Raw genomic sequence first — 26,750 nt, 5'->3', positions numbered from 1 at the left:
CTGGTGAGAACGTTGGTGTTCTGCTGCGTGGTATCAAACGTGAAGAAATCGAACGTGGTCAGGTTCTGGCTAAGCCGGGCTCAATCAAGCCGCACACCAAGTTCGAATCTGAAGTGTACATTCTGTCCAAAGACGAAGGCGGCCGTCACACTCCGTTCTTCAAAGGCTACCGTCCGCAGTTCTACTTCCGTACCACTGACGTGACTGGTACCATCGAACTGCCGGAAGGCGTAGAGATGGTCATGCCGGGCGACAACATCAAAATGGTTGTTACCCTGATCCACCCGATCGCGATGGACGACGGTCTGCGTTTCGCAATCCGTGAAGGCGGCCGTACTGTAGGTGCGGGCGTTGTTGCTAAAGTTCTGGGCTAATTAATTAGTTCTGAATTAAAAAGGGCGCTCAGGCGCCCTTTTTGCTGTCTGCTATTTATGTAAATGAGTGCGGTAGTAGATAGCGAATAAATCGGATGTATATTTAATAAACAGGCTATTGTAATCATAACTATTCTCATTTACACTTTGTGTGTAAGTTGAACGGGAGTATATATGTACGTTTGTCTGTGTAATGGTGTGAACGATAAAAAAATTCGTCAGGCTGTACGGCAGTTTAATCCTCAGTCTTTTCAGCAATTGCGAAAATTTATTCCCGTTGGAAATCAATGCGGTAAGTGTGTACGTGCGGCACGTGAAATTATGGAAGATGAATTAACCCGCATGCCGGAATATCAAGAAATCGCCTGATCCCCCCTGCTTTACTTTGACATCCCTATAGCCCGAACTACGCTTCAATAAGTGGAAGCGGAGGGACTATATAATGAAAGGTGATGTCAAAATCATAAGTTATCTCAATAAATTATTGGGAAATGAGCTTGTCGCAATTAATCAGTACTTTCTCCATGCGAGAATGTTTAAGAACTGGGGCCTGATGCGCCTCAATGATGTCGAATACCACGAATCTATCGATGAAATGAAGCATGCCGATAAGTATATTGAGCGTATTTTGTTTCTTGAGGGGATCCCTAACCTGCAGGACCTCGGTAAACTCCGCATTGGGGAGGACGTCGAGGAGATGCTGCAATCTGACCTGAGGCTGGAACTGGAAGGTGCAAAGGATCTACGAGAAGCTATTGCCTATGCCGATAGCGTTCATGACTATGTCAGTCGTGATATGCTAATTACCATCCTTGCAGATGAAGAAGGCCATATTGACTGGCTGGAAACTGAGCTGGACTTAATAGGCAAGATTGGTCTGCAGAATTATCTCCAGTCGCAGATTAAAGTGGCTGACTAAAAAAAGTCTGCCATGCACATGTTAAGCCCGCTGCGGCCAGGAAAGGGCCAAAAGGCAGCGGGTTGAATAACGCCTGTCTTTTTCTTCCGCATAAAATCAGCATTGCTACAGCAGCGCATGCCAGCAAAGTTGCGATAAGAACTAGCTCTGGCAAAGCTTTCCAGCCATGCCAGGCTCCCAGTGCCGCGAGAAATTTAATATCGCCATAGCCGATGCCTTCGTGTCCGCGTATTCCCCTATAGAGCCAGTAGAGCAATGCAAAGGCCAGATATCCGGCTATTGCTCCCCAGACTGCATACGACAGAGTGGCTGGTGACACACATAGATGATAAAGCAGCCCACTCCAGAGCAGGGGACAGGTAAACTTATCTGGAAGCAAACCAAAGCGCAGATCGTACCAACAAAGCGTGAGTAATAACCCACAATAGAACATAAGGAAGAGCAGGGAGGCTGCTGACATAGATTGTTCCCGTGTCGTATCGGTTAGTCACCAGTGTGATGAGAAGCTGAATACCTGACAAAGGGTAATCACAAATAGTGGATTGCCTTATCCAGGGTATTTGCTTGCCTTCCATTACATTTCGGCAAACGCTGGAGCGGACACCCAGAAACAAGTGATGATTTTCTACTCAGCGCTTGTGTTGCGTCCGAATTTGCGTATAATGCGCGGGCCTGTCAAAATTGACGGCCGGTTCGATATGAACCCGGTAGCGTATTTAGCTACCAACAATGTTCCCAATTGGGGAACTATGTAAGAACGGTTACACTCTCCCATCAATCGTAATGGGTATGAGGAGTAACCATTTCGTCTATAAAATAATTGGAGCTCTGGTCTCATGCAGAACCAAAGAATCCGTATCCGTCTTAAAGCGTTTGATCATCGTCTGATCGATCAATCAACTGCGGAAATCGTCGAGACTGCTAAGCGCACTGGTGCGCAGGTCCGTGGTCCGATCCCGCTGCCGACCCGCAAAGAGCGCTTTACCGTTCTGATCTCCCCGCACGTTAACAAAGACGCGCGCGATCAGTACGAAATCCGCACTCATAAGCGTCTGGTTGACATCGTTGAGCCAACTGAAAAAACCGTTGATGCTCTGATGCGTCTGGATCTGGCTGCCGGTGTAGACGTGCAGATCAGCCTGGGTTAATCAGGTCATCGAGCGATTGAGAGGTTGAAACAATGATTGGTTTAGTCGGTAAAAAAGTGGGCATGACCCGCATCTTCACTGAAGATGGCGTATCTATCCCAGTAACCGTAATCGAAGTTGAAGCAAACCGTGTTACTCAGGTTAAAGACCTGGCTAACGATGGCTACCGTGCCGTTCAGGTTACCACTGGTGCTAAAAAAGCTAACCGTGTAACTAAACCGGAAGCGGGTCACTTCGCTAAAGCTGGTGTTGAAGCTGGCCGTGGTCTGTGGGAATTCCGTCTTGCTGACGGCGAAGAATTCACCGTAGGTCAAGCAATTAGCGTTGAACTGTTTGCTGACGTTAAAAAAGTTGACGTAACCGGTACCTCTAAAGGTAAAGGTTTTGCTGGTACCGTTAAGCGCTGGAACTTCCGTACCCAGGACGCTACTCACGGTAACTCCTTGTCTCACCGCGTTCCGGGTTCTATCGGTCAGAACCAGACTCCGGGCAAAGTGTTCAAAGGCAAGAAAATGGCAGGTCAGCTGGGTAACGAACGTGTAACTGTTCAGAGCCTGGACGTAGTACGTGTTGACGCTGAGCGCAACCTGCTGCTGGTTAAAGGTGCAGTCCCGGGTGCAACCGGTAGCAACCTGATCGTTAAACCAGCTGTGAAGGCGTAAGGGGATAGCAATGGAATTAGTATTGAAAGACGCGCAGAGCGCGCTGACTGTTTCCGAAACTACCTTCGGTCGTGATTTCAACGAAGCGCTGGTTCACCAGGTTGTTGTTGCTTATGCAGCTGGTGCTCGTCAGGGTACTCGTGCTCAGAAGACTCGTGCTGAAGTAACTGGTTCCGGCAAAAAGCCGTGGCGCCAGAAAGGTACCGGCCGTGCGCGTTCAGGTTCTATCAAGAGCCCGATCTGGCGTTCCGGTGGCGTGACCTTCGCTGCTCGCCCGCAGGACCACAGTCAAAAAGTTAATAAAAAGATGTACCGCGGCGCGCTGAAAAGCATCCTGTCCGAACTGGTACGTCAGGATCGTCTGATCGTTGTCGAGACGTTTTCTGTAGAAGCGCCTAAAACTAAGCTGCTGGCACAGAAACTGAAAGACATGGCTCTGGAAGATGTGCTGATCATCACCGGTGAGCTGGATGAGAACCTGTTCCTGGCTGCGCGCAACCTGCACAAGGTTGACGTACGCGATGCAACTGGTATCGACCCGGTTAGCCTGATCGCCTTCGACAAAGTCGTAATGACTGCTGATGCTGTTAAGCAAGTTGAGGAGATGCTGGCATGATTCGTGAAGAACGTTTGCTGAAGGTGCTGCGTGCACCGCACGTTTCTGAAAAAGCGTCTACTGCGATGGAAAAAACTAACACCATCGTTCTCAAAGTTGCTAAAGACGCGACCAAAGCAGAAATCAAAGCTGCTGTGCAGAAACTGTTTGAAGTCGAAGTCGAAGTCGTTAACACCCTGGTTGTTAAAGGGAAAGTTAAACGTCACGGACAGCGTATCGGTCGTCGTAGCGACTGGAAAAAAGCTTACGTCACCCTGAAAGAAGGCCAGAATCTGGACTTCGTTGGCGGCGCTGAGTAAGTCGGAGGAGTAATACAATGGCAGTTGTTAAATGTAAACCGACATCTCCGGGTCGTCGCCACGTCGTTAAAGTGGTCAACCCAGAGCTGCACAAGGGCAAACCTTTTGCTCCGCTGATTGAAAAAAACAGCAAATCCGGTGGTCGTAACAACAATGGCCGTATCACCACTCGTCATATCGGTGGTGGTCACAAACAGGCCTACCGTATTGTTGACTTCAAACGCAACAAAGACGGTATCCCGGCAGTTGTTGAACGTCTTGAGTACGATCCGAACCGCTCTGCGAACATCGCACTGGTTCTGTACAAAGACGGCGAGCGCCGTTACATCCTGGCCCCTAAAGGCCTGAAAGCTGGCGACCAGATTCAGTCTGGCGTTGATGCTGCAATCAAAGCAGGCAACACCCTGCCGATGCGCAATATCCCAGTTGGTTCTACCGTTCATAACGTAGAAATGAAACCGGGTAAAGGCGGTCAGCTGGCTCGTTCCGCTGGTACTTACGTTCAGATCGTTGCTCGTGATGGTGCTTATGTCACCCTGCGTCTGCGCTCTGGTGAAATGCGTAAAGTCGAAGCAGACTGCCGCGCTACTCTGGGCGAAGTTGGCAATGCTGAGCATATGCTGCGCGTTCTGGGTAAAGCAGGTGCTGCACGCTGGCGTGGTGTTCGTCCTACCGTTCGCGGTACTGCGATGAACCCAGTCGATCACCCACATGGTGGTGGTGAAGGTCGTAACTTTGGTAAGCACCCGGTAACTCCGTGGGGCGTCCAGACCAAAGGTAAGAAGACCCGCAGCAACAAGCGTACTGATCAATTCATCGTACGTCGCCGTAGCAAATAATTTTAGAGGATAAGCCATGCCACGTTCTCTCAAGAAAGGTCCTTTTATTGACCTGCACTTGCTGAAGAAGGTAGAGAAAGCGGTGGAAAGCGGAGACAAGAAGCCCCTGCGCACTTGGTCCCGTCGTTCAACGATCTTTCCTAACATGATCGGTTTGACCATCGCTGTCCATAATGGTCGTCAGCACGTTCCAGTTTTTGTTTCCGACGAAATGGTTGGTCACAAACTGGGTGAATTCGCACCGACTCGTACTTATCGCGGCCACGCTGCTGATAAAAAAGCGAAGAAGAAATAAGGTAGGAGGAAGAGATGGAAACTTTAGCTCAACATCGCCATGCTCGTTCTTCTGCTCAGAAGGTTCGCCTTGTTGCTGACCTGATTCGCGGTAAGAAAGTGTCGCAGGCCCTGGATATTCTGACCTACACCAACAAGAAAGCTGCTGTACTGGTCAAGAAGGTACTGGAATCTGCCATTGCTAACGCTGAACACAACGATGGCGCTGACATTGATGATCTGAAAGTCGCGAAAATTTTCGTAGACGAAGGCCCAAGCATGAAGCGCATTATGCCGCGTGCTAAAGGTCGTGCAGATCGCATCCTGAAGCGCACCAGCCACATTACTGTGGTTGTGTCCGATCGCTGAGACTCTGGAGACTAGCAATGGGTCAGAAAGTACATCCTAATGGTATTCGCCTGGGTATTGTAAAACCATGGAACTCAACCTGGTTTGCGAACACCAAAGAATTCGCTGACAACCTGGACAGCGATTTTAAAGTACGTCAGTACCTGACTAAGGAACTGGCGAAAGCGTCTGTATCTCGCATCGTTATCGAGCGTCCGGCTAAAAGCATTCGTGTGACCATTCACACTGCTCGCCCGGGTATCGTTATCGGTAAGAAAGGCGAAGACGTAGAAAAACTGCGCAAGGTCGTAGCGGATCTCGCTGGCGTGCCTGCACAGATCAATATTGCCGAAGTTCGTAAGCCTGAACTGGACGCTAAATTGGTTGCTGACAGCATCACTTCTCAGCTGGAACGTCGCGTTATGTTCCGTCGTGCGATGAAGCGTGCTGTACAGAACGCAATGCGTCTGGGCGCTAAAGGTATCAAAGTTGAAGTTAGCGGCCGTCTGGGCGGCGCGGAAATCGCACGTACCGAATGGTACCGTGAAGGTCGCGTACCGCTGCACACTCTGCGTGCTGACATCGACTACAACACCTCTGAAGCGCACACCACTTACGGTGTAATCGGCGTTAAGGTATGGATCTTCAAAGGTGAGATCCTGGGTGGTATGGCTGCTGTTGAACAACCGGAACCGGCTGCTCAACCTAAAAAGCAGCAGCGTAAAGGCCGTAAATAAGGAGCGTCGCTGATGTTACAACCAAAGCGTACAAAATTCCGTAAAGTGCACAAAGGCCGCAACCGTGGTCTGGCGCAGGGTACGGATGTTAGCTTCGGCACTTTCGGTCTGAAAGCTGTTGGCCGTGGTCGTCTGACTGCACGTCAGATCGAAGCAGCACGTCGTGCTATGACCCGTGCAGTTAAGCGTCAAGGTAAGATCTGGATCCGTGTATTCCCGGACAAACCGATCACCGAGAAGCCGCTGGAAGTTCGTATGGGTAAAGGTAAAGGTAACGTGGAGTACTGGGTTGCCTTGATTCAGCCGGGTAAAGTCCTGTATGAAATGGACGGTGTACCGGAAGAGCTGGCCCGTGAAGCATTCGGCCTGGCAGCAGCGAAACTGCCGATCAAAACCACCTTTGTAACTAAGACGGTGATGTAATGAAAGCAAAAGAGCTGCGTGAAAAAAGCGTTGAAGAGCTGAACGCTGAGCTGCTGAACCTGCTGCGTGAGCAGTTCAACCTGCGTATGCAGGCTGCAAGTGGCCAGCTGCAACAGACTCATCTGCTGAAGCAAGTGCGTCGTGATGTTGCACGCGTTAAGACTTTACTGACTCAGAAGGCGGGTGCGTAATGACCGATAAAATCCGTACTCTGCAAGGTCGCGTGGTTAGCGACAAAATGGAGAAATCCATTGTTGTTGCTATCGAACGTATGGTGAAACACCCGGTATACGGCAAATTCATCAAGCGTACGACCAAACTGCACGTACATGACGAGAACAACGAATGCGGTATCGGCGACGTGGTTGAAATCCGCGAATGCCGTCCGCTGTCCAAGACTAAGTCCTGGACGCTGGTTCGCGTTGTAGAGAAAGCGGTTCTGTAATACAGTACGCATTCTCGATACGGATAAACGGCTCAGCGATGAGCCGTTTATTTTTTCTACCCATATCTGATTTGCGGTGTTATAATGCCGCGCCCTCGATATGGGGCTTTTTTAACGACCCTACTTTTGGGTCTCAGTAGTAGTTGACATTAGCGGAGCACTAAAATGATCCAAGAACAGACTATGCTGAACGTCGCCGACAACTCCGGTGCACGTCGCGTAATGTGTATCAAGGTTCTGGGTGGCTCGCACCGTCGCTACGCAGGCGTAGGCGACATCATCAAGATCACCATCAAAGAAGCAATTCCGCGTGGTAAGGTCAAAAAAGGTGATGTGCTGAAGGCGGTAGTGGTGCGCACCAAGAAGGGTGTTCGTCGCCCGGACGGTTCTGTCATTCGCTTCGATGGTAATGCATGCGTTATTCTGAACAATAACAGCGAGCAGCCCATCGGTACGCGTATTTTTGGGCCGGTAACTCGTGAACTTCGTAATGAGAAGTTCATGAAAATTATCTCTCTGGCCCCAGAAGTACTCTAAGGAGCGAATCATGGCAGCGAAAATCCGTCGTGATGACGAAGTTATCGTGTTAACCGGTAAAGATAAAGGTAAACGCGGTAAAGTTAAGAATGTCTTGTCTTCCGGCAAGCTCATTGTTGAAGGTATCAACCTGGTTAAGAAACATCAGAAGCCGGTTCCGGCCCTGAACCAACCAGGTGGCATCGTTGAAAAAGAAGCTGCTATTCAGGTTTCTAACGTTGCAATCTTCAATACGGCAACCGGCAAGGCTGACCGTGTAGGCTTTAGATTCGAAGACGGCAAAAAAGTCCGTTTCTTCAAGTCTAATAGCGAAACTATCAAGTAATTTGGAGTAGTACGATGGCGAAACTGCATGATTACTACAAAGACGAAGTAGTTAAGAAACTCATGACTGAGTTTAACTACAATTCTGTCATGCAAGTCCCTCGGGTCGAGAAGATCACCCTGAACATGGGTGTTGGTGAAGCGATCGCTGACAAGAAACTGCTGGATAACGCAGCAGCTGACCTGACAGCAATCTCCGGTCAAAAACCGCTGATCACCAAAGCACGCAAATCAGTTGCAGGCTTCAAAATCCGTCAGGGCTATCCGATCGGCTGTAAAGTAACTCTGCGTGGCGAACGCATGTGGGAGTTCTTTGAGCGCCTGATCACTATTGCTGTACCGCGTATCCGTGACTTCCGTGGCTTGTCCGCTAAGTCTTTCGACGGTCGTGGTAACTACAGCATGGGTGTCCGTGAGCAGATCATCTTCCCAGAAATCGACTACGATAAAGTCGACCGCGTTCGTGGTTTGGATATTACCATTACCACTACTGCGAAATCTGATGAAGAAGGCCGCGCTCTGCTGGCTGCCTTTGACTTCCCGTTCCGCAAGTAAGGTAGGGTTACTTAATGGCTAAGCAATCAATGAAAGCACGCGAAGTAAAGCGCGTGGCTTTAGCTGATAAATTCTTCGCTAAACGCGCTGAACTGAAAGCTATCATCTCTGATGTGAACGCAACCGACGAAGATCGTTGGAATGCTGTTCTCAAGCTGCAGACTCTGCCGCGTGATTCCAGCCCGTCTCGTCAGCGTAATCGCTGCCGTCAAACAGGTCGTCCGCATGGTTTCCTGCGGAAGTTCGGGTTGAGCCGTATCAAGGTCCGTGAAGCCGCAATGCGCGGTGAAATCCCGGGTCTTAAAAAGGCTAGCTGGTAATTGTCACCAATTGAATCACGGGAGTAAAGACAGATGAGCATGCAAGATCCGATCGCGGATATGCTGACCCGTATCCGTAACGGTCAGGCCGCGAATAAAGCTGCGGTCACCATGCCTTCCTCCAAGCTGAAAGTGGCAATTGCCAACGTGCTGAAGGAAGAAGGCTTTATTGAAGATTTTAAAGTTGAAGGCGACATCAAGCCGGAACTGGAACTGACTCTTAAGTATTTCCAGGGTAAAGCTGTTGTAGAAAGCATTCAGCGTGTCAGCCGCCCAGGTCTGCGCATCTACAAACGTAAAGATGAGCTGCCGAAAGTTATGGCGGGTCTGGGTATCGCGGTTATTTCTACCTCTAAAGGTGTTATGACTGATCGTGCAGCGCGCCAGGCTGGTCTTGGTGGCGAAATTATCTGCTACGTAGCCTAATCGGAGGAAAAAATGTCTCGTGTTGCTAAAGCACCGGTCGTTATTCCTGCCGGCGTTGATGTAAAAATCAACGGTCAGGTTATTACGATCAAAGGTAAGAATGGCGAGCTGACTCGTACTCTCAACGATGCTGTTGAAGTTAAACATGCAGATAATGCACTGACCTTCGGTCCGCGTGATGGTTACGCTGATGGTTGGGCTCAGGCTGGCACCGCGCGTGCTCTGCTTAACTCAGTAGTTATCGGTGTTACCGAAGGCTTCACTAAAAAGCTTCAGCTGGTTGGTGTAGGCTATCGTGCAGCGGTCAAAGGGGATGTAGTAAACCTGGCTTTAGGTTTCTCTCATCCTGTTGAGCATAAACTGCCGGCCGGTATCACTGCAGAATGTCCGACTCAAACTGAAATCGTGCTGAAAGGCGCTGATAAGCAGGTGATCGGCCAGGTTGCAGCAGATCTGCGCGCCTACCGTCGTCCTGAGCCTTATAAAGGTAAGGGTGTTCGTTACGCCGACGAAGTCGTGCGTACCAAAGAGGCTAAGAAGAAGTAAGGTAACACTATGGATAAGAAATCTGCTCGTATCCGTCGTGCGACCCGCGCACGCCGCAAGCTCCAGGAGCTGGGTGCAACTCGCCTGGTGGTACATCGTACCCCGCGTCATATTTACGCACAGGTAATTGCACCGAACGGTTCTGAAGTTCTGGTAGCCGCTTCTACTGTAGAAAAAGCTATCGCTGAACAACTGAAGTACACCGGTAACAAAGACGCGGCAGCAGCTGTGGGTAAAGCTGTTGCTGAACGCGCTCTGGAAAAAGGCATCAAAGATGTTTCCTTTGACCGTTCCGGGTTCCAATATCATGGTCGTGTCCAGGCACTGGCAGATGCTGCCCGTGAAGCTGGCCTTCAGTTCTAAGGTAGAGGTGTAAGATGGCTCACATCGAAAAACAAGCTGGCGAACTGCAGGAAAAGCTGATCGCGGTAAACCGCGTATCTAAAACCGTTAAAGGTGGTCGTATTTTCTCCTTCACAGCTCTGACTGTAGTTGGTGACGGTAACGGTCGCGTAGGTTTTGGTTACGGTAAAGCGCGTGAAGTTCCAGCAGCGATCCAGAAAGCGATGGAAAAAGCCCGTCGCAATATGATTAATGTCGCGCTGAACCACGGCACCCTGCAGCACCCGGTTAAAGGTGTTCACACGGGTTCTCGTGTATTCATGCAGCCAGCTTCCGAAGGTACCGGTATCATTGCCGGTGGTGCAATGCGCGCCGTTCTGGAAGTTGCTGGAGTTCATAACGTTCTGGCCAAAGCATATGGTTCCACCAACCCAATTAACGTGGTTCGTGCAACTATTGATGGCCTGGAAAATATGAATTCTCCAGAAATGGTCGCTGCCAAGCGTGGTAAATCCGTTGAAGAAATTCTGGGGAAATAAACCATGGCAAAGACTATTAAAATTACTCAAACCCGCAGTGCAATCGGTCGTCTGCCGAAACACAAGGCAACGCTGCTTGGCCTGGGTCTGCGTCGTATTGGTCACACCGTAGAGCGCGAGGATACTCCTGCCGTTCGTGGTATGGTCAACGCGGTTTCCTTCATGGTTAAAGTTGAGGAGTAAGAGATGCGTTTAAATACTCTGTCTCCGGCCGAAGGCTCCAAAAAGGCGGGTAAACGCCTGGGTCGTGGTATCGGTTCTGGCCTCGGTAAAACCGGTGGTCGTGGTCACAAAGGTCAGAACTCTCGTTCTGGCGGTGGCGTACGTCGCGGGTTCGAAGGTGGTCAGATGCCTCTGTACCGTCGTCTGCCGAAATTCGGCTTCACTTCTCGTAAAGCTGCGATTACAGCCGAAGTTCGTCTGTCTGATCTGGCTCACGTAGAAGGCGATGTAATCGACCTGAACACGCTGAAAGCGGCTAACATTATCGGTATCCAGATCGAGTTCGCGAAAGTGATCCTGTCTGGTGAAGTATCTCGTCCGGTAACTGTTCGTGGCCTGCGCGTGACTAAAGGTGCTCGTGCTGCTATCGAAGCTGCTGGCGGTAAAATTGAGGAATAAGTAGCAGATGGCTAAGCAACCGGGATTAGATTTTCAAAGTGCCAAAGGTGGGATTGGCGAGCTGAAACGCAGACTTTTGTTTGTAATCGGTGCGTTGATTGTGTTCCGTATTGGCTCTTTTATTCCGATCCCTGGTATTGATGCCGCTGTACTTGCCAAACTGCTTGAGCAACAGCGAGGCACTATCATTGAAATGTTTAACATGTTCTCTGGTGGTGCTCTCAGCCGTGCTTCTATCTTTGCTCTGGGTATCATGCCGTATATTTCGGCGTCGATCATTGTCCAGCTGTTAACGGTTGTTTATCAGCCGTTAGCAGAGCTGAAGAAAGAAGGGGAGTCTGGTCGTCGCAAGATCAGCCAGTACACCCGCTACGGTACTCTGGTGCTGGCAATATTCCAGTCGATCGGTATTGCTACCGGTCTGCCGAATATGCCTGGTATGCAGGGCCTGGTAATCAATCCAGGCTTTGCATTCTATTTCACCGCTGTTGTTAGTCTGGTCTCGGGAACGATGTTCCTGATGTGGCTTGGCGAACAGATTACTGAACGTGGTATCGGCAACGGTATCTCGATCATCATCTTCGCCGGTATCGTCGCGGGTCTTCCGCCGGCCATAGCCCATACTATCGAGCAAGCGCGTCAAGGCGACCTGCACTTCCTCCTGTTGCTGTTGGTTGCAGTATTAGTATTTGCAGTGACCTTCTTTGTTGTGTTTGTTGAACGTGGTCAACGCCGCATTGTGGTAAACTACGCAAAACGTCAACAGGGTCGTCGTGTCTATGCTGCACAGAGCACACATTTACCGCTGAAAGTGAATATGGCAGGGGTAATCCCGGCAATCTTCGCTTCCAGTATTATTCTGTTCCCGGCAACCATTACATCATGGTTCGGGGGCGGTACTGGTTGGAACTGGCTGACAACAATTTCGCTGTATTTGCAGCCTGGGCAACCGCTTTATGTGTTACTCTATGCGTCTGCAATCATCTTCTTCTGTTTCTTCTACACGGCGTTGGTTTTCAACCCGCGTGAAACAGCAGATAACCTGAAGAAGTCCGGTGCATTTGTACCAGGAATTCGTCCGGGAGAGCAAACGGCGAAGTATATCGATAAAGTAATGACTCGCCTGACTCTGGTCGGTGCGTTATACATCACTTTTATCTGCCTGATCCCGGAGTTCATGCGTGATGCAATGAAAGTGCCGTTCTACTTCGGTGGGACCTCGCTGCTTATCGTTGTTGTCGTGATTATGGACTTTATGGCTCAAGTGCAAACTCTGATGATGTCGAGTCAGTATGAGTCTGCATTGAAGAAGGCGAACCTGAAAGGCTACGGCCGCTAACAGGGCGCCCGAGAAGTTACGGAGAGTAAAAATGAAAGTTCGTGCTTCCGTCAAGAAATTATGCCGTAACTGCAAAATCGTTAAGCGTGATGGCGTCATCCGCGTGATTTGCAGTGCCGAGCCGAAGCATAAACAGCGCCAAGGCTGATTTATTCGCATATTTTTCTTGCAAAGTTGGGTTGAGCTGGCTAGATTAGCCAGCCAATCTTTTGTATGTCTGTACGTTTCCATTTGAGTATCCTGAAAACGGGCTTTTCAGCATGGTACGTACATATTAAATAGTAGGAGTGCATAGTGGCCCGTATAGCAGGCATTAACATTCCTGATCACAAACATACCGTAATCGCATTGACTGCTATTTTCGGTATCGGCAAGACCCGCTCTAAAGCCATCTGTGCTGACACGGGTATCGCTGAAAATGTTAAGATCAGTGAGCTGTCTGAAGAACAAATTGAAGCCCTGCGTGAAGCGGTTGGTAAATTTGTCGTTGAAGGTGATCTGCGCCGTGAAATCACCCTGAGCATCAAGCGTCTGATGGACCTTGGTTGCTATCGTGGTTTACGCCATCGTCGTGGTCTTCCGGTTCGCGGTCAGCGTACTAAGACCAACGCACGTACCCGTAAGGGTCCGCGTAAACCGATCAAGAAATAGTCGGGGTGATTGAATAATGGCAAAGGCACCAGTTCGTGCACGTAAGCGTGTAAGAAAACAAGTCTCTGATGGCGTGGCTCATGTCCATGCTTCTTTTAACAACACCATCGTTACCATTACCGATCGTCAGGGTAACGCACTGGGTTGGGCAACAGCCGGTGGTTCCGGTTTCCGTGGTTCTCGCAAATCCACTCCGTTTGCAGCTCAGGTTGCAGCAGAGCGTTGCGCTGAAGCCGTAAAAGAATACGGCATCAAGAATCTGGAAGTTATGGTCAAAGGTCCGGGTCCAGGTCGCGAATCTACTATTCGTGCTCTGAACGCCGCTGGTTTCCGCATCACTAATATTACTGATGTGACTCCGATCCCTCATAACGGTTGTCGTCCGCCGAAAAAACGTCGCGTATAACGCCTCGTTTCTAGGATTGTTGGAGAAAGAAAATGGCAAGATATTTGGGTCCTAAGCTCAAGCTGAGCCGTCGTGAGGGCACAGACCTGTTCCTTAAGTCTGGCGTTCGCGCGATCGATACCAAGTGTAAAATTGAACAAGCTCCTGGCCAGCACGGTGCGCGTAAACCGCGTCTGTCTGACTATGGTGTGCAGTTGCGTGAAAAGCAAAAAGTTCGCCGTATGTACGGTGTGCTGGAGCGTCAGTTCCGTAACTACTATAAAGAAGCAGCACGTCTGAAAGGCAACACCGGTGAGAACCTGTTGACTCTGCTGGAAGGTCGTCTGGACAACGTTGTATACCGTATGGGCTTCGGCGCGACTCGTGCTGAATCACGTCAGCTGGTTAGCCATAAAGCTATCATGGTAAACGGTCGTGTTGTTAACATCGCTTCTTATCAGGTTAAAGCGAATGACGTTGTTAGCATCCGTGAGAAAGCGAAAAAGCAATCTCGCGTGAAAGCCGCTCTGGAGCTGGCTGAGCAGCGTGAAAAGCCAACCTGGCTGGAAGTTGATGCTGGCAAGATGGAAGGTACGTTCAAGCGTCAGCCGGAACGTTCTGATCTGTCTGCGGACATTAACGAACACCTGATCGTCGAGCTTTACTCCAAGTAAAGCTTAGTACCAAAGAGAGGACACAATGCAGGGTTCTGTGACAGAGTTTCTAAAACCGCGCCTGGTCGATATCGAGCAAGTGAGTTCGACGCACGCCAAGGTGACCCTTGAACCTTTAGAGCGTGGCTTTGGCCATACTCTGGGTAACGCACTGCGCCGTATTCTGCTCTCATCGATGCCGGGTTGCGCGGTGACCGAGGTTGAGATTGATGGTGTACTTCATGAGTACAGCACCAAAGAAGGCGTTCAGGAAGATATCCTTGAAATCCTGCTCAACCTGAAAGGGCTGGCGGTGAGAGTTCAGGGTAAAGATGAAGTCATCCTTACTTTGAACAAATCTGGCATTGGCCCTGTGACCGCAGCCGACATCACCCATGACGGTGATGTCGAAATCGTCAAGCCGCAACATGTGATCTGCCACCTGACCGATGAAAACGCAGCTATTAGCATGCGTATCAAAGTTCAGCGCGGTCGCGGTTATGTGCCGGCTTCTGCCCGAATTCATTCGGAAGAAGATGAGCGCCCAATCGGCCGTCTGCTGGTCGACGCATGCTACAGCCCGGTAGAGCGTATTGCCTACAATGTTGAAGCAGCGCGTGTAGAACAGCGTACCGACCTGGACAAGCTGGTCATCGAAATGGAAACCAACGGCACAATCGATCCTGAAGAGGCGATTCGTCGTGCGGCAACCATCCTGGCAGAACAACTGGAAGCTTTCGTTGATTTACGTGATGTACGTCAGCCGGAAGTGAAAGAAGAGAAACCAGAATTCGATCCGATCCTGCTGCGCCCTGTTGACGATCTCGAATTGACTGTCCGCTCTGCTAACTGCCTCAAGGCAGAAGCTATCCACTATATCGGTGATCTGGTACAGCGTACCGAGGTTGAGTTGCTGAAAACGCCGAACCTGGGTAAAAAATCTCTTACCGAGATTAAAGACGTGCTGGCTTCACGTGGTTTGTCTCTGGGCATGCGCCTGGAAAACTGGCCACCGGCAAGCATTGCTGACGAGTAACCGGATCACAGGTTAAGGTTTTACTGAGAAGGATAAGGTCATGCGCCATCGTAAGAGTGGTCGTCAACTGAACCGCAACAGCAGCCATCGCCAGGCTATGTTCCGTAACATGGCTGGTTCGCTGGTTCGTCATGAAATCATCAAGACGACCCTGCCGAAAGCGAAAGAACTGCGTCGCGTAGTTGAGCCGCTGATTACTCTTGCCAAGACTGATAGCGTAGCTAATCGTCGTCTGGCATTCGCCCGTACTCGTGATAACGAGATCGTGGCAAAACTGTTTAACGAGCTGGGCCCGCGTTTTGCGAGCCGCGCCGGTGGTTACACTCGCATTCTGAAGTGTGGCTTCCGTGCAGGCGACAACGCGCCGATGGCTTACATCGAGCTGGTTGATCGCTCTGAATCGAAAGCAGAAGCTGCTGCAGAGTAATCTGTAGTAACGTAAAAAAACCCGCTTCGGCGGGTTTTTTTATATCTGCAATACTTCTGCTTTACTACAATATCTGCATTATTTTTGTTCATCACCGGAGCCGTATTATGTGGTTACTGGATCAGTGGGCAGAACGCCATATCCTTGATGCACAGAACAAAGGTGAATTTGATAATCTTCCGGGCCATGGAGAACCACTGACTTTGGATGATGATTCACATATGCCGCCTGAGCTACGAACAGGCTATCGGTTACTTAAGAATGCAGGTTGTTTACCTCCCGAACTAGAACATCGAAAAGAAGCCGTCATGCTTGCTGACTTGCTTAAAGGTGTTGAGGAGAACGACCCACGCTATTTGGAACTGAATCGTCGGCTGGCGCTGCTAGAGTTAAAACTTCGGCAGGCCGGTCTGAATACTGACTTCCTGCGTGGAGATTATGCTGATAAGTTACTGCATAAGATTAATGAGGAGCAATAATGTACCGCATTGGTGAACTGGCCAGATTAGCTGACGTCACTCCTGATACCATCCGTTACTATGAAAAGCAGCAGATGATGGATCATGATGTACGTACTGAAGGCGGTTTTCGGCTCTATTCAGACAAGGATTTGCAGAGGCTCCGCTTTATCCGCTATGCCAGACAGTTGGGTTTTACGCTGGAATCGATCCGTGAACTTCTATCGATCCGTATCGATCCTGAACATCATACCTGCCAGGAATCTAAAGGTATTGTGCAGGCTCGTTTAAGTGAAGTTGAATCCAGAATTAAAGAGCTACAAACCATGCGTCGTTCGTTGCAGCGCCTCAATGACGCTTGCTGCGGCACTGCTCACAGTAGCGTTTACTGCTCAATTCTTGAAGCACTCGAACAGGGAGCAAGTAATCAAAATACTGAGCGTTGATTTTTTCATCACAAAGATCTACACTCGCGCCGATTTCTGTTACTCATCAGGGGGAAGTTTATGAGTCACTATCAGCATACTAAAGGGCAAATAAGAGATAACGCCTTTGAGGCATTACTTCATGACCCGTTATTCCGACAACGAGTTGAAAAGAATAAGAAAGGGAAAGGCAGCTACCAACGCAAAGAAAAACATAGAGGAAGTAATGGTCGGGAGGCCAGTGGCAAGAGAGTGAACTACTTTTTTACCACTGGCCTTCTGCTTTTAGCGTCCTGATCAGGAACGGTTATTCTGTTCTTTCAGTAGATCGCGGATTTCACCTAACAGAACTTCTTCTTTAGTCGGAGTTGCTGCTGCTGGAGCTTCCTCTTTTTTACGATTCAGCTTGTTCATCAGTTTGATTGCCATGAAGATAGCAAACGCAACGATAACAAAATCAAAGACGTTCTGGATGAATACGCCATAATGCATTACAACGGCTGGAATATCACCTTGAGCATCACGCAGCGTTACAGCGAACTGTTTAAAGTCAATTCCACCAATAAGTAAGCCTAGCGGCGGCATAATAATATCAGCAACTAACGACGATACGATTTTACCAAATGCTGCGCCAATGATGACACCGACTGCCAGATCAACCACATTCCCGCGCATCGCAAATTCGCGAAATTCTTTTAAAAAACTCATTTTATTCTCCTTGAGTTAGCTAACACTGATAAGTTTAACAAATGTATTCCTATTTTCCATTGCTGGGAAATAATTGCTGGAAAATATTATCCTTTGATAAATAAGGGATAAAAGAAAGGCGTCTTGATGACGCCAGCAAACTACAGGAAGAAGGGACTGGGCTGGAATAGCCTCTCGACATCGGAGATAAATTTTTTATCAGTCAGGAACATGACGACATGATCCCCTTGCTCAATACGCAGATTGTTATTAGCTATCATGACATCATTACCGCGCACAACGGCTCCAATAATGGTTCCTGGTGGGAGCTTAATTTCATCGATCGATCGACCAACAACCCGTGAAGTACTTTCGTCACCATGCGCTACGGCTTCAATCGCCTCAGCGACACCGCGGCGTAATGAAGAAACCCCGACAATATCGGCTTTACGTACATGACTGAGCAGAGCTGATATTGTTGCCTGCTGCGGTGATATGGCAATATCGATCACGCTACCCTGTACCAGATCAACATAGGCGCGTCGCTGGATAAGCACCATGACTTTTTTAGCCCCCATGCGCTTCGCCAGCATTGCTGACATAATATTAGCTTCGTCGTCGTTAGTGACAGCAATGAAGAGATCAACTTGATCGATATGCTCTTCAGCCAGGAGTTCTTGATCTGAAGCGTCGCCATAAAAAACAATGGTATTCTGTAGCTTCTCTGCAAGCTCTGCGGCTCTCTGTTGATTACGTTCGATAAGTTTAACGCTGTAATCTTTTTCTAATCTATGCGCCAGCCCGGCGCCGATGTTTCCGCCACCAACCAGCATGATGCGCTTGTAGGGTTTTTCAAGGCGCTGAAGCTCGCTCATTACCGCGCGAATATGTTGAGATGCGGCTATAAAAAAAACCTCATCCCCGGCCTCAACGATTGTTGAACCTTGTGGTCTTATTGGTCGATCGTGACGGAAAATAGCCGCTACTCGCGTATCAATATGTGGCATATGTTCGCGCATGGTAGATAAGGCATTGCCAACCAGAGGACCGCCATAATAGGCCTTAACCACTGCCAGGCTAACTTTTCCTTCGGCAAAATTGACGACCTGTAACGCGCCCGGATACTCAATCAAGCGGTAAATGCTGTCAATGACCAGCTGTTCTGGTGCAATAAGGTGATCAATAGGAACTGCTTCTGAATGGAAGAGCTTATCGGCATCTCGTACATAATCCGGAGAACGGATGCGGGCAATACGATTCGGTGTATTGAACAGTGAATAGGCTACCTGGCAGGCCACCATATTCGTTTCATCAGAGCTGGTTACGGCAACCAACATGTCGGCATCATCTGCGCCGGCTTCGCGTAGTACGCGCGGATGTGAGCCATGCCCTTGAACCACCCGGAGGTCGAATTTGTCCTGCAGGCTGCGAAGGCGGTCACCATTCGTATCAACCAATGTAATATCGTTGTTCTCTCCAACGAGATTCTCCGCCAGAGTTCCGCCTACTTGCCCGGCACCAAGAATAATAATCTTCATCAGCTGTGATCCACTATTTCTGGTTTTTGATCAGCTTAGCGTAAAAGAATCCATCGCCTTCTTCTGCACCCGGTAAATTTTGCTGGCCTGGTTTATCCGGTGTACCCGTTGTTTGCAACTCTGCATTAGGCGTTCGACTCAGGAAAGCAGCAATTTGCTCGCTGTTTTCTTCCGGCAAAATTGAACAGGTGGCATAAACCAACGTTCCTCCTGGCTTCAAATGTGGCCAGATAGCATCAAGAATTTTGGCCTGCAGTTGCGCTAACTCGATGATGTCTCGATCGCGGCGCAGCCATTTAATATCTGGATGGCGGCGAATAACCCCCGTAGCAGAGCAAGGGGCATCAAGTAAGATCCTGTCGAATTGTTCATCGCCACACCACTGTTCTGGATGACTACCATCACCCTGTTTGACCTCTGCCTTCATGCCCAGCCGTTTTAGATTGTCGTAGACGCGGGAAAGGCGCGGCTCATCGATATCAACAGCTAACACGCTTGCCTGTGGGGCAACTTCCAGTATATGCGTTGTTTTACCTCCAGGTGCTGCACAGAGGTCGAGAATTCTCTCTCCATTCTCGGGGGCAAGGTAGCGCATACAGCCTTGTGCTGAAGCATCCTGGACGGTGACCCAGCCTTCATCGAAACCAGGTAATGCGTGCACCGGAACGGGGGTGGCGAGGCGAACCGCATCGGGGTAGTCCGAATGAGTAAAGCCTTGCAACCCTGCAGCTTCCAGGAACGCGAGCCACTCATCGCGAGAGTGATGGTTGCGGTTAACACGTAACCACATCGGCGGGCGCTGGTTGTTGGCATCAGCAATTGCCTGCCATTGGTCTGGCCAGGCTTGCTGGAGGCGTTTGAGAAGCCATTTGGGGTGAAGATAGCGATTTTCGTTTTGTGCAAATTCCGTCAGCAGCTCTTCCTGTTGGCGCTGGAACTGGCGTAATACCCCGTTGATAAGACCCTTCAGCTGTGGGCGCTTAACGGCTACGGCCCCTTCAACTGTTTCCGCCAGAGCTGCATGGGCGGGGATACGGGTATATAAGAGCTGATATAAGCCCACCATGATTAAAAAGTGGATAGTACGCTGCTTGCCCTTCATCGGGCGGTTCATCAGTTTGCTAATTAACCATTCAAGTTGATTCAGAGCGCGTAGAACACCAAAGCATAGCTCTTGCAGCAGTGCCCTATCTTTTTCGCCAACTTTCTGTTGTAACGGGGGCAAAACGTTGCTTAACGACTGCCCTTGTTCAACGACCTGTTCAATAGCCTGGGCTGCCAGAGCTCGCAAATTAATATTTTTTTTCATAAGTATAAAAACAAAAATGCCCGGTGAAACCGGGCTTTAGAAGATATGGCCATCAGGCGAGGCGATTACCGGTGATAAACCACTCCCGACGGGAATTTAGTAAATCCTGGGCACTCATCGCTTTTTTACCTGCAGGTTGAAGTGATTCCAGATTCAGAATACCGTCGGCAGTTGCTACCTGGATGCCCTGTTTCCCTGATGCGACAATAGTCCCTGGCTCGGCGCTACTTGCATCGGTAATTACCGATGCGCGCCAGACTTTAACTGGCTGCCCATCAATTTCTAACCAGCTCATCGGCCATGGGTTGAATGCACGGATACAGCGTTCAAGTTGTGCAGCAGAAAGTGACCAGTCAATGCGCGCTTCTTCTTTACTGAGTTTTTCAGCATACGTGACTAATGCTTCATCCTGTGCTTCAGGCTGCGCGTTACCGTTCGCCAGTTGTGTTAGCGTTTCCAGCAGACCCTGAGGACCGAGACCCGCAAGCTTGTCATACAGGCTACCGCTGGTATCTTCTGCAGTAATTGGGCAGGACAGCTTATACAGCATATCGCCGGTATCGAGCCCAACGTCCATTTGCATTATGGTTATGCCTGTTTCTGCATCTCCAGCCCACAATGAGCGCTGTATTGGTGCAGCACCACGCCAGCGTGGCAATAAAGAACCGTGCACGTTAATACAGCCCAGACGCGGCATATCCAGTACTGGTTTTGGCAGGAGAAGCCCATAAGCCACAACTACCATTACGTCTGCATTAAGCGTAGCGACTAGCTGCTGATTGTCCTGTGGACGCAGGGATGCTGGCTGAAATACGGGCAGGTCGTTTGCTTGCGCCAGAACTTTGACTGGGCTCGGCATGAGCTTTTTGCCACGACCTGCGGGACGGTCAGGCTGGGTAAATACGCCGACAATCTCATGCTCAGACGACAACAGCGCGTCAAGATGACGCGCTGCAAAATCGGGCGTTCCCGCAAAAATTATACGTAATGATTGTGACACGTTAGTCCTTGTCCTCAGGCACGCGTGCGCAGGCGGTCCAGTTTTTCAACCTTCTGGCGGATACGTTGCTGCTTAAGCGGCGACAGGTAATCAATAAATAGTTTGCCTACCAGGTGGTCCATTTCATGCTGAATACAAATAGCTAACAAACCATCGGCTTCTAGTTCGAACGAATTGCCTTCACGATCCAGTGCTCGAATTCTAACAGTTTCGGCACGAGGTACTAATGCGCGCTGTTCCGGGATGGAGAGACAGCCTTCTTCTATGCCTGTTTCACCATTTTTTTCCAGCAGCTCAGGGTTAATTAATACCAGGCGCTCTTCCCGGTTTTCTGACACATCAATAACAATGATGCGCTGGTGAATATCTACCTGCGTTGCGGCCAGACCGATACCTTCTTCAGCGTACATCGTCTCGAACATATCATCGACGATACGCTGAATTTCTGCATTCACTTCTTTGACCGGTTCAGCGACTTTGCGAAGGCGCTCGTCCGGGATATGTAACACTTGCAAAACTGCCATAAAGTTCCAGAGTCGTATTCAGGAGTTGATAAGATTATGATCTCTATTCTAGACAAAACCCCCTGCAATTGACAGTCTCGCTGTCCAATCGCAAAGATTGTTAAAGCCGCTTATGGCAAGGGGGAGTAAGGATGACACCCGCGGAAATTTGGTTACGTCTGATGAAGGTGAGTAGCCTGTATGGTGACGGCGTGGTTGTGGCCGCTCGTCGGTTACGCTTGGCTCCCACGTTAGATCCCGAAGCGTTACATGTCTGTGGGTTAAATAAAGCACAATCGAAACAGTTTTTGGGGATTAGTCAACGTGAGATTGATGCCGTATTCCAGTGGCTGGAACAGCCTGGCAGTTCTTTGCTCACGGCAGATTCTCCCCTCTATCCCCCTCAATTGCGAGCTATTCGTGACTTTCCTGGTGCACTTTTCGTGCGCGGCGATCCAGCGTTACTCAGCTGTCCGCAATTAGCTGTTGTCGGAAGCCGTGTCCATTCATGGTATGGCGCTCGTTGGGGAAAATTGTTTTGCGAGATTTTGGGGCGTTGCGGCATTACGATTACCAGCGGATTGGCATTAGGTATTGATGGCATTGCCCATCGTGGGGCCCTGGAAGGGCAAGGTAAAACTATTGCCGTTCTGGGTAATGGGTTAATGAATGTTTACCCGCGCCGCCACCAGGCTTTAGCAGAGGAGATAATTCATAGAGGAGGGGCCGTGCTCTCCGAGTTCCCGTTTTTTACCCCACCATTGCCCGGCAACTTTCCTCGCCGTAATCGAATTATCAGTGGGTTAAGTATTGGCGTATTGGTTATAGAAGCCGCATTGAAAAGCGGCTCACTCGTTACTGTTCGCTGTGCACTGGAACAGGGAAGGGAAGTCTTTGCACTCCCGGGCCCTATTGGGAGTCCAGGTTCTGAGGGGCCTCATTGGCTGATTAAGCAGGGCGCGATTGCTGTCACTTCACCGGAAGATATCGTTGAGTATTGGCAGCATGAGCAGCCATGGCTCCTTGATATGCGGAATAGCATAAATAATTACGACGATCGGCCACCTGTAGCATTGCCATTTCCAGAGCTCCTGGCTAACGTAGGAGATGAGGTAACACCTGTTGACGTTGTCGCTGAACGTGCCGGCCAATCTGTGCCAGTGACCGTAGCTCAGCTACTTGAACTGGAGTTAGCAGGCTGGATCGCAGCTGTACCCGGCGGCTATGTCCGATTAAGGAGGGCAAGCCATGTTCGACGTACTCATGTATCTGTTTGAGACTTACATCCATAACGAAGCAGAAATGCGCGTGGACCAGGACAAGTTGACTCGGGATCTTACCGATGCTGGTTTTGAACGAGAAGACATCTATAACGCCCTAATGTGGCTCGAGAAACTGGCTGATTATCAGGAAGGGCTTGTTGCGCCCATGCAGCTTGCTTCTGACCCTCTCTCCTTACGAGTATATACCGATGAGGAGTGTCAGCGTCTTGATGCGAGTTGCCGAGGATTCTTACTGTTCCTTGAGCAAATTCAGGTGTTGAACCTCGAAACACGGGAAATGGTGATAGAGCGTGTGTTAGCGCTCGATACGGCAGAGTTCGATCTGGAGGACCTTAAATGGGTTATCCTGATGGTGCTGTTCAACATTCCCGGTTGCGAAAATGCCTACCAGCAAATGGAAGAATTACTCTTTGAAGTAAATGAAGGTATGCTGCATTAACATTTTTGCTGCGACATTAGAATTGTTATGACCAAATCAGCACTGTTTTCGGTGCGTAAAAATGAGCTCTGCCCCCAGTGTGGGGCTGAGCTGGTAATACGATCCGGGAAGCATGGGCCTTTTCTTGGTTGCTCACATTATCCGGACTGCAACTATGTCCGTCCCCTGAAGAGCCAGGCGGATGGACATATTGTTAAAGTTCTGGAGGGGCAGGTATGTCCGTCTTGCGGGGCAGTTCTGGTATTACGCCAGGGGCGTTTTGGTATGTTTATTGGTTGTAGCAGTTACCCTGACTGTGAGCATACCGAACTTATTGATAAACCAGATGAAACAGCAATAGCCTGTCCGCAGTGTGGGCAAGGGCATCTGGTTCAGCGTCGCTCACGTTTTGGGAAAAACTTTCATTCCTGCGATCGTTATCCCGATTGCCAGTTCGTCATTAACTTCAGGCCCGTGGCGGGTGAGTGCCCGGAATGCCATTACCCGCTGCTAATCGAAAAGAAAACGGCACAAGGTGTTAAGCGCTTTTGTGCCAGCAAACAATGTGGAAAGCCGATACCGGCGGAATAAACCTGTGAATAATAACCTGCCCTCAGAAGCCATCGAACGTGCTGTGGCGCTTCTGAATAATGAATATGTCATTGCCTATCCTACGGAAGCTGTTTTCGGCGTCGGTTGCGATCCCGATAGCGAGAAGGCTGTTATGAGTCTGTTAAAGCTTAAACAACGGCCCGTTGAAAAAGGGCTGATTCTGATTGCTGCGAGTTTTGAACAACTCAAACCGTATATTGACGATGCGAAACTTAGTGATGAGCAGCGAGCAGCTATTTTTTCATCCTGGCCCGGGCCAGTGACATTTGTCTTCCCGGCTCGAACTTCAACGCCGCGTTGGTTGACTGGGCGCTTTGACTCGTTGGCCGTACGGGTTACGGATCATCCGCTGGTGGTTGAACTGTGTAAGACTTATGGTAAGCCGCTGGTTTCAACCAGCGCAAATTTATCCGGTCAGACTCCCTGCCGTACAACGGCTGAAGTTCATACGCAGTTTGGCGCCGATTTCCCCGTCGTTGATGGAGTAACTGGGGGGCGTCAAAATCCCTCTGAGATACGTGATGCCTTGACGGGCGAACTTTTCCGCCAGGGATAATTCATGGAAACCTATGCAGTCTTCGGACACCCTATTGCCCATAGCAAGTCGCCGTCCATTCATCAGCTTTTTGCACAGCAGTTGCAAATTACGCATCCATATGGGCGTATCCTGGCTCCTCTCGATGATTTTGTTACAACTCTTAATGCCTTCTTTGATGGGGGAGGTAAGGGGGCTAATGTCACCGTTCCATTTAAAGAAGAAGCCTTCGCGCGAGCTGATGAGTTAACTGAACGCGCAGCGCTAGCCGGTGCAGTGAATACGCTTAAACGGCTGGAGGATGGTCGCCTGCTTGGGGACAATACTGATGGCATCGGGTTATTAAGTGATTTAGAACGGCTTGGTTTTATTAAACCTGGATTCCGTGTATTGCTTATCGGCGCTGGTGGGGCCTCACGTGGCGTATTGCTTCCCCTTTTATCACTGGATTGTGCCGTTACGATTGTTAATCGTACCTTTTCTCGCGCGCATGAACTGGCTACGCTTTTTGCTCATACTGGCAGCGTTCGCGCTTTGGATATAGAAGCATTAGGCGATCAGGAATTCGATCTCATCATTAATGCTACATCTAGTGGTATTGACGGCGAAGTGCCTGCGATCCCTGTAACTCTGATTAGCCCCCACGTCTATTGTTACGACATGTTTTACCAGAAAGGTTGTACGCCTTTTTTAGGTTGGTGCCAGCAACATGGTGCGAAACAATGCGCTGATGGGTTGGGAATGCTGGTGGCGCAAGCTGCCCATGCGGTGCTGCTTTGGCACGGCATTCTGCCGGAAATTGCCCCGGTAATTCAGGCTTTGCATAAGGAATTAAATGCATGAACCAGGCCATTCAGTTCCCTGACAGGGAAATATGGGATGAAGAGCGCCAATGCATTGCTTTTCCAGCGTTGGTTAATGGCATGCAGTTAACCTGCGCTTTAACGATGGCGGTACTTCAGCAGCGTTTTGGCGGTGAAGAGCCTGCTCAGTGGCTGGCCGCATTTCGTGAGAACCGTTGGGACCTGGAAGAAGAAGCCCACGAATTAATTAGCGACCAGCAGGAAGATGCTCAAGGATGGGTTTGGTTATCCTGAGTCAGATAATCATTTTTCCATCTTACATAGTTATTTGCTGAATACTTTAAGCCTGCGATTTCTGCCTCCGTGAGGGGGCGTATTTGTTTAACCGGATTGCCAAAGTAAAGATGACCGCTTTCCAGGCGTTTGTTTGGTGGGACCAGGCTCCCCGCTCCGATCATGACGTCTTCTTCCACAATGACGCCATCCAGCAGAATCGATCCCATACCAACCAGTACCCGGTTACCGATGGTGCAGCCGTGCAACATCACTTTATGGCCAATGGTAACGTCATCACCAATAATAAGTGGGTTCCCCTGTGGATTAGATGGAGACTTATGGGTGACATGTAAGACGCTACCGTCTTGAACGTTAGTACGGGCACCTATTTCAACATGATTCACATCACCGCGAATCGCGACAAGTGGCCAGATGCTCACATCATCAGCGATTCTGACATCACCGATTACCACGCTACTGGCGTCGATCATCACGTGTTGGCCTGTTTTCGGGAATAAATCTTTATAACGACGCAATTTAGTGGTCATGGTTACCTCAATAAACCAAGGGAGAGCAGAGACTTTGGTTGCTTTTATTGCCGTCTGCAAGCCTTTATTGTGGTAAAATTGAGCGAATTGGGCAAGAACACCGCGAAAAGGCTGAAAAAACATCATATGAAAAAAAAGATCGAAAAAAGGCTTGTGCAAAAAAATGGGATCCCTATAATGCGCTCCCACTGACACGGCAGATGTGAATCACTTCACACAAACAGCCGGTTGGTTGAAGAGAAAAACCTGAAAATAAACGGTTGACTCTGAAAGAGGAAAGCGTAATATACGCCACCTCGCGACAGAGCGCTAAAGCGCGTCGCAACTGCTCTTTAACAATTTATCAGACAATCTGTGTGGGCACTCAAAGTGACATGGGTTCTTAACGTCCTAGGACGAAAAATGAATACCAAGTCTCAAAGAGTGAACACGTAATTCATTACGAAGTTTAATTCTACGAGCATCAAACTTAAATTGAAGAGTTTGATCATGGCTCAGATTGAACGCTGGCGGCAGGCCTAACACATGCAAGTCGAACGGTAGCACAGAGAGCTTGCTCTCGGGTGACGAG

General features: G+C 49.5%; 47 protein-coding genes and 1 rRNA gene. 41 read left to right on the top strand and 7 right to left on the bottom strand.

Going from position 1 to position 26,750, the window contains the following annotated elements:
* The 3 genes from FN082_RS14725 to bfr form a co-directional block, all read left to right on the top strand.
* On the top strand, positions 1-374 hold a 374-nt coding region (locus FN082_RS14725; protein WP_456237443.1), incomplete at its 5' end, for an EF-Tu C-terminal domain-related protein.
* A gap of 174 nt (positions 375-548) precedes the next feature.
* Positions 549-743 carry a bacterioferritin-associated ferredoxin gene (bfd, locus tag FN082_RS14720; protein WP_004125913.1) on the top strand — a complete coding sequence of 65 codons (195 nt, stop codon included), beginning with the start codon at positions 549-551 and terminating at the stop codon, positions 741-743.
* A gap of 73 nt (positions 744-816) precedes the next feature.
* Complete coding sequence (bfr, locus tag FN082_RS14715) at positions 817-1,293, top strand: bacterioferritin (RefSeq protein ID WP_004125910.1); 477 nt, start codon at positions 817-819, stop codon at positions 1,291-1,293.
* Here the strand turns inward: bfr and FN082_RS14710 are convergent.
* On the bottom strand, positions 1,277-1,753 hold the full coding sequence (locus FN082_RS14710; protein WP_142981828.1) for a prepilin peptidase: 477 nt from the start codon (positions 1,751-1,753) through the stop codon (positions 1,277-1,279). The two genes, bfr and FN082_RS14710, sit on opposite strands and share 17 nt — an antisense overlap.
* 376 nt (positions 1,754-2,129) lie before the next feature.
* Here FN082_RS14710 and rpsJ point away from each other — a divergent pair, with 376 nt between their 5' ends.
* The 31 genes from rpsJ (at position 2,130) to FN082_RS14555 (ending at position 16,964) form a co-directional block, all read left to right on the top strand.
* Complete coding sequence (gene rpsJ / locus FN082_RS14705; RefSeq protein ID WP_001181005.1) at positions 2,130-2,441, top strand: 30S ribosomal protein S10; 312 nt, start codon at positions 2,130-2,132, stop codon at positions 2,439-2,441.
* Between the two features lie 32 nt (positions 2,442-2,473).
* On the top strand, positions 2,474-3,103 hold the full coding sequence (gene rplC, locus FN082_RS14700) for a 50S ribosomal protein L3 (RefSeq protein WP_142981827.1): 630 nt from the start codon (positions 2,474-2,476) through the stop codon (positions 3,101-3,103).
* 10 nt (positions 3,104-3,113) lie between these two features.
* Complete coding sequence (rplD, locus tag FN082_RS14695; RefSeq protein WP_015960716.1) at positions 3,114-3,719, top strand: 50S ribosomal protein L4; 606 nt, start codon at positions 3,114-3,116, stop codon at positions 3,717-3,719.
* Positions 3,716-4,018 (top strand): 50S ribosomal protein L23, encoded by a 303-nt coding sequence (gene rplW, locus FN082_RS14690; protein ID WP_000617546.1) that lies wholly within the window; start codon positions 3,716-3,718, stop codon positions 4,016-4,018. The genes rplD and rplW overlap by 4 nt, the downstream gene beginning before the upstream one ends.
* A gap of 17 nt (positions 4,019-4,035) precedes the next feature.
* The gene (gene rplB / locus FN082_RS14685; protein ID WP_139538946.1) at positions 4,036-4,857 is read left to right on the top strand and encodes a 50S ribosomal protein L2; all 822 of its coding nucleotides are present in this window, start codon (positions 4,036-4,038) and stop codon (positions 4,855-4,857) included.
* Positions 4,858-4,873: 16 nt separating this feature from the next.
* Positions 4,874-5,152, top strand: a complete 279-nt coding sequence (gene rpsS / locus FN082_RS14680) for a 30S ribosomal protein S19 (RefSeq protein ID WP_001138115.1) — start codon at positions 4,874-4,876, stop codon at positions 5,150-5,152.
* A gap of 14 nt (positions 5,153-5,166) precedes the next feature.
* Positions 5,167-5,499, top strand: a complete 333-nt coding sequence (gene rplV, locus FN082_RS14675; RefSeq protein WP_002919773.1) for a 50S ribosomal protein L22 — start codon at positions 5,167-5,169, stop codon at positions 5,497-5,499.
* A gap of 17 nt (positions 5,500-5,516) precedes the next feature.
* Positions 5,517-6,215 (top strand): 30S ribosomal protein S3, encoded by a 699-nt coding sequence (rpsC, locus tag FN082_RS14670; protein ID WP_004106350.1) that lies wholly within the window; start codon positions 5,517-5,519, stop codon positions 6,213-6,215.
* Positions 6,216-6,227: 12 nt separating this feature from the next.
* The gene (gene rplP, locus FN082_RS14665) at positions 6,228-6,638 is read left to right on the top strand and encodes a 50S ribosomal protein L16 (RefSeq protein WP_002919759.1); all 411 of its coding nucleotides are present in this window, start codon (positions 6,228-6,230) and stop codon (positions 6,636-6,638) included.
* Positions 6,638-6,829 carry a 50S ribosomal protein L29 gene (rpmC, locus tag FN082_RS14660; RefSeq protein WP_002919754.1) on the top strand — a complete coding sequence of 64 codons (192 nt, stop codon included), beginning with the start codon at positions 6,638-6,640 and terminating at the stop codon, positions 6,827-6,829. Before rplP ends, rpmC begins: the two co-directional genes overlap by 1 nt.
* Positions 6,829-7,083 carry a 30S ribosomal protein S17 gene (rpsQ, locus tag FN082_RS14655; protein ID WP_004106347.1) on the top strand — a complete coding sequence of 85 codons (255 nt, stop codon included), beginning with the start codon at positions 6,829-6,831 and terminating at the stop codon, positions 7,081-7,083. The genes rpmC and rpsQ overlap by 1 nt, the downstream gene beginning before the upstream one ends.
* A gap of 165 nt (positions 7,084-7,248) precedes the next feature.
* Positions 7,249-7,620, top strand: a complete 372-nt coding sequence (gene rplN, locus FN082_RS14650) for a 50S ribosomal protein L14 (protein ID WP_000613954.1) — start codon at positions 7,249-7,251, stop codon at positions 7,618-7,620.
* Between the two features lie 10 nt (positions 7,621-7,630).
* On the top strand, positions 7,631-7,945 hold the full coding sequence (rplX, locus tag FN082_RS14645; protein ID WP_139538945.1) for a 50S ribosomal protein L24: 315 nt from the start codon (positions 7,631-7,633) through the stop codon (positions 7,943-7,945).
* Between the two features lie 14 nt (positions 7,946-7,959).
* On the top strand, positions 7,960-8,499 hold the full coding sequence (gene rplE, locus FN082_RS14640; RefSeq protein ID WP_001096202.1) for a 50S ribosomal protein L5: 540 nt from the start codon (positions 7,960-7,962) through the stop codon (positions 8,497-8,499).
* Between the two features lie 14 nt (positions 8,500-8,513).
* Positions 8,514-8,819 (top strand): 30S ribosomal protein S14, encoded by a 306-nt coding sequence (gene rpsN / locus FN082_RS14635; protein WP_002919667.1) that lies wholly within the window; start codon positions 8,514-8,516, stop codon positions 8,817-8,819.
* Between the two features lie 33 nt (positions 8,820-8,852).
* Positions 8,853-9,245 carry a 30S ribosomal protein S8 gene (gene rpsH, locus FN082_RS14630; protein ID WP_004106343.1) on the top strand — a complete coding sequence of 131 codons (393 nt, stop codon included), beginning with the start codon at positions 8,853-8,855 and terminating at the stop codon, positions 9,243-9,245.
* Between the two features lie 12 nt (positions 9,246-9,257).
* Positions 9,258-9,791: a 50S ribosomal protein L6 gene (gene rplF, locus FN082_RS14625; protein WP_139538944.1), complete on the top strand. Its 534-nt coding sequence runs from the start codon at positions 9,258-9,260 to the stop codon at positions 9,789-9,791.
* 9 nt (positions 9,792-9,800) lie between these two features.
* A complete protein-coding gene (gene rplR / locus FN082_RS14620; protein ID WP_000358960.1) occupies positions 9,801-10,154 on the top strand; it encodes a 50S ribosomal protein L18 in 354 nt (117 codons plus the stop codon).
* A 14-nt stretch (positions 10,155-10,168) separates the two neighbouring features.
* Positions 10,169-10,672 carry a 30S ribosomal protein S5 gene (gene rpsE, locus FN082_RS14615; protein WP_004106339.1) on the top strand — a complete coding sequence of 168 codons (504 nt, stop codon included), beginning with the start codon at positions 10,169-10,171 and terminating at the stop codon, positions 10,670-10,672.
* Positions 10,673-10,675: 3 nt separating this feature from the next.
* Positions 10,676-10,855, top strand: coding sequence for a 50S ribosomal protein L30 (gene rpmD / locus FN082_RS14610; protein WP_001140434.1), 180 nt, complete (start codon positions 10,676-10,678; stop codon positions 10,853-10,855).
* 3 nt (positions 10,856-10,858) lie between these two features.
* A complete protein-coding gene (gene rplO, locus FN082_RS14605) occupies positions 10,859-11,293 on the top strand; it encodes a 50S ribosomal protein L15 (RefSeq protein ID WP_139538943.1) in 435 nt (144 codons plus the stop codon).
* Between the two features lie 7 nt (positions 11,294-11,300).
* Positions 11,301-12,632 (top strand): preprotein translocase subunit SecY, encoded by a 1,332-nt coding sequence (secY, locus tag FN082_RS14600; RefSeq protein ID WP_004106334.1) that lies wholly within the window; start codon positions 11,301-11,303, stop codon positions 12,630-12,632.
* 31 nt (positions 12,633-12,663) lie between these two features.
* Complete coding sequence (gene rpmJ, locus FN082_RS14595) at positions 12,664-12,780, top strand: 50S ribosomal protein L36 (RefSeq protein WP_000868187.1); 117 nt, start codon at positions 12,664-12,666, stop codon at positions 12,778-12,780.
* A 146-nt stretch (positions 12,781-12,926) separates the two neighbouring features.
* Positions 12,927-13,283 carry a 30S ribosomal protein S13 gene (gene rpsM / locus FN082_RS14590; RefSeq protein ID WP_139538942.1) on the top strand — a complete coding sequence of 119 codons (357 nt, stop codon included), beginning with the start codon at positions 12,927-12,929 and terminating at the stop codon, positions 13,281-13,283.
* A gap of 16 nt (positions 13,284-13,299) precedes the next feature.
* Complete coding sequence (rpsK, locus tag FN082_RS14585) at positions 13,300-13,689, top strand: 30S ribosomal protein S11 (RefSeq protein WP_004138423.1); 390 nt, start codon at positions 13,300-13,302, stop codon at positions 13,687-13,689.
* Between the two features lie 32 nt (positions 13,690-13,721).
* Positions 13,722-14,342: a 30S ribosomal protein S4 gene (gene rpsD, locus FN082_RS14580; RefSeq protein ID WP_004125897.1), complete on the top strand. Its 621-nt coding sequence runs from the start codon at positions 13,722-13,724 to the stop codon at positions 14,340-14,342.
* 25 nt (positions 14,343-14,367) lie between these two features.
* Positions 14,368-15,357, top strand: a complete 990-nt coding sequence (locus FN082_RS14575; RefSeq protein WP_002919219.1) for a DNA-directed RNA polymerase subunit alpha — start codon at positions 14,368-14,370, stop codon at positions 15,355-15,357.
* 40 nt (positions 15,358-15,397) lie between these two features.
* Entirely contained in the window at positions 15,398-15,784 is a 387-nt protein-coding gene (rplQ, locus tag FN082_RS14570; protein WP_001216372.1) for a 50S ribosomal protein L17, read from the top strand.
* Between the two features lie 107 nt (positions 15,785-15,891).
* On the top strand, positions 15,892-16,263 hold the full coding sequence (locus FN082_RS14565) for a DnaJ family domain-containing protein (protein WP_142981826.1): 372 nt from the start codon (positions 15,892-15,894) through the stop codon (positions 16,261-16,263).
* A complete protein-coding gene (gene zntR, locus FN082_RS14560; protein WP_139538940.1) occupies positions 16,263-16,688 on the top strand; it encodes a Zn(2+)-responsive transcriptional regulator in 426 nt (141 codons plus the stop codon). The genes FN082_RS14565 and zntR overlap by 1 nt, the downstream gene beginning before the upstream one ends.
* 60 nt (positions 16,689-16,748) lie before the next feature.
* Positions 16,749-16,964 (top strand): alternative ribosome-rescue factor A, encoded by a 216-nt coding sequence (locus FN082_RS14555; protein WP_142981825.1) that lies wholly within the window; start codon positions 16,749-16,751, stop codon positions 16,962-16,964.
* On the opposite strand, the gene mscL is transcribed toward FN082_RS14555, so the two are convergent.
* From mscL to def, 5 genes are all read right to left on the bottom strand, one after another.
* Positions 16,965-17,375 (bottom strand): large-conductance mechanosensitive channel protein MscL, encoded by a 411-nt coding sequence (gene mscL / locus FN082_RS14550; protein WP_139538938.1) that lies wholly within the window; start codon positions 17,373-17,375, stop codon positions 16,965-16,967. It lies immediately after the preceding gene.
* A 140-nt stretch (positions 17,376-17,515) separates the two neighbouring features.
* Positions 17,516-18,892: a Trk system potassium transporter TrkA gene (gene trkA, locus FN082_RS14545; protein WP_139538937.1), complete on the bottom strand. Its 1,377-nt coding sequence runs from the start codon at positions 18,890-18,892 to the stop codon at positions 17,516-17,518.
* Positions 18,893-18,905: 13 nt separating this feature from the next.
* Positions 18,906-20,201: a 16S rRNA (cytosine(967)-C(5))-methyltransferase RsmB gene (gene rsmB, locus FN082_RS14540; protein ID WP_139538936.1), complete on the bottom strand. Its 1,296-nt coding sequence runs from the start codon at positions 20,199-20,201 to the stop codon at positions 18,906-18,908.
* A 52-nt stretch (positions 20,202-20,253) separates the two neighbouring features.
* Positions 20,254-21,201 (bottom strand): methionyl-tRNA formyltransferase, encoded by a 948-nt coding sequence (fmt, locus tag FN082_RS14535; RefSeq protein ID WP_139538935.1) that lies wholly within the window; start codon positions 21,199-21,201, stop codon positions 20,254-20,256.
* Positions 21,202-21,215: 14 nt separating this feature from the next.
* Entirely contained in the window at positions 21,216-21,725 is a 510-nt protein-coding gene (gene def, locus FN082_RS14530) for a peptide deformylase (protein WP_139538934.1), read from the bottom strand.
* A 131-nt stretch (positions 21,726-21,856) separates the two neighbouring features.
* Between def and dprA the strand changes: the two genes are divergently transcribed.
* From dprA to FN082_RS14500, 6 genes are read left to right on the top strand one after another with little or no spacing between them, the layout of a single operon-like run.
* Entirely contained in the window at positions 21,857-22,981 is a 1,125-nt protein-coding gene (gene dprA / locus FN082_RS14525) for a DNA-protecting protein DprA (RefSeq protein ID WP_139538933.1), read from the top strand.
* Entirely contained in the window at positions 22,953-23,426 is a 474-nt protein-coding gene (gene smg / locus FN082_RS14520; protein WP_004125874.1) for a DUF494 family protein Smg, read from the top strand. Before dprA ends, smg begins: the two co-directional genes overlap by 29 nt.
* A 27-nt stretch (positions 23,427-23,453) precedes the next feature.
* Positions 23,454-23,996, top strand: coding sequence for a DNA topoisomerase family protein (locus tag FN082_RS14515; protein WP_139538932.1), 543 nt, complete (start codon positions 23,454-23,456; stop codon positions 23,994-23,996).
* 4 nt (positions 23,997-24,000) lie between these two features.
* Positions 24,001-24,573: an L-threonylcarbamoyladenylate synthase type 1 TsaC gene (gene tsaC, locus FN082_RS14510; RefSeq protein WP_139538931.1), complete on the top strand. Its 573-nt coding sequence runs from the start codon at positions 24,001-24,003 to the stop codon at positions 24,571-24,573.
* A 3-nt stretch (positions 24,574-24,576) separates the two neighbouring features.
* Positions 24,577-25,395 (top strand): shikimate dehydrogenase, encoded by an 819-nt coding sequence (aroE, locus tag FN082_RS14505; protein WP_139538930.1) that lies wholly within the window; start codon positions 24,577-24,579, stop codon positions 25,393-25,395.
* Positions 25,392-25,649 carry a DUF1488 family protein gene (locus FN082_RS14500; protein WP_139538929.1) on the top strand — a complete coding sequence of 86 codons (258 nt, stop codon included), beginning with the start codon at positions 25,392-25,394 and terminating at the stop codon, positions 25,647-25,649. Before aroE ends, FN082_RS14500 begins: the two co-directional genes overlap by 4 nt.
* Here FN082_RS14500 and FN082_RS14495 read toward each other — a convergent pair.
* The gene (locus FN082_RS14495; RefSeq protein WP_142981829.1) at positions 25,625-26,179 is read right to left on the bottom strand and encodes a gamma carbonic anhydrase family protein; all 555 of its coding nucleotides are present in this window, start codon (positions 26,177-26,179) and stop codon (positions 25,625-25,627) included. The genes FN082_RS14500 and FN082_RS14495 overlap by 25 nt on opposite strands.
* A 471-nt stretch (positions 26,180-26,650) precedes the next feature.
* Between FN082_RS14495 and FN082_RS14490 the strand changes: the two genes are divergently transcribed.
* A 16S ribosomal RNA gene (locus tag FN082_RS14490) occupies positions 26,651-26,750 on the top strand; the annotation flags it as partial.

It is taken from the genome of Klebsiella spallanzanii, assembly GCF_902158555.1.
Lineage (GTDB): Bacteria > Pseudomonadota > Gammaproteobacteria > Enterobacterales > Enterobacteriaceae > Klebsiella > Klebsiella spallanzanii.
Note: the sequence above shows the minus strand (reverse complement) of the source record. Positions and strands in the feature narration are given on the sequence as shown.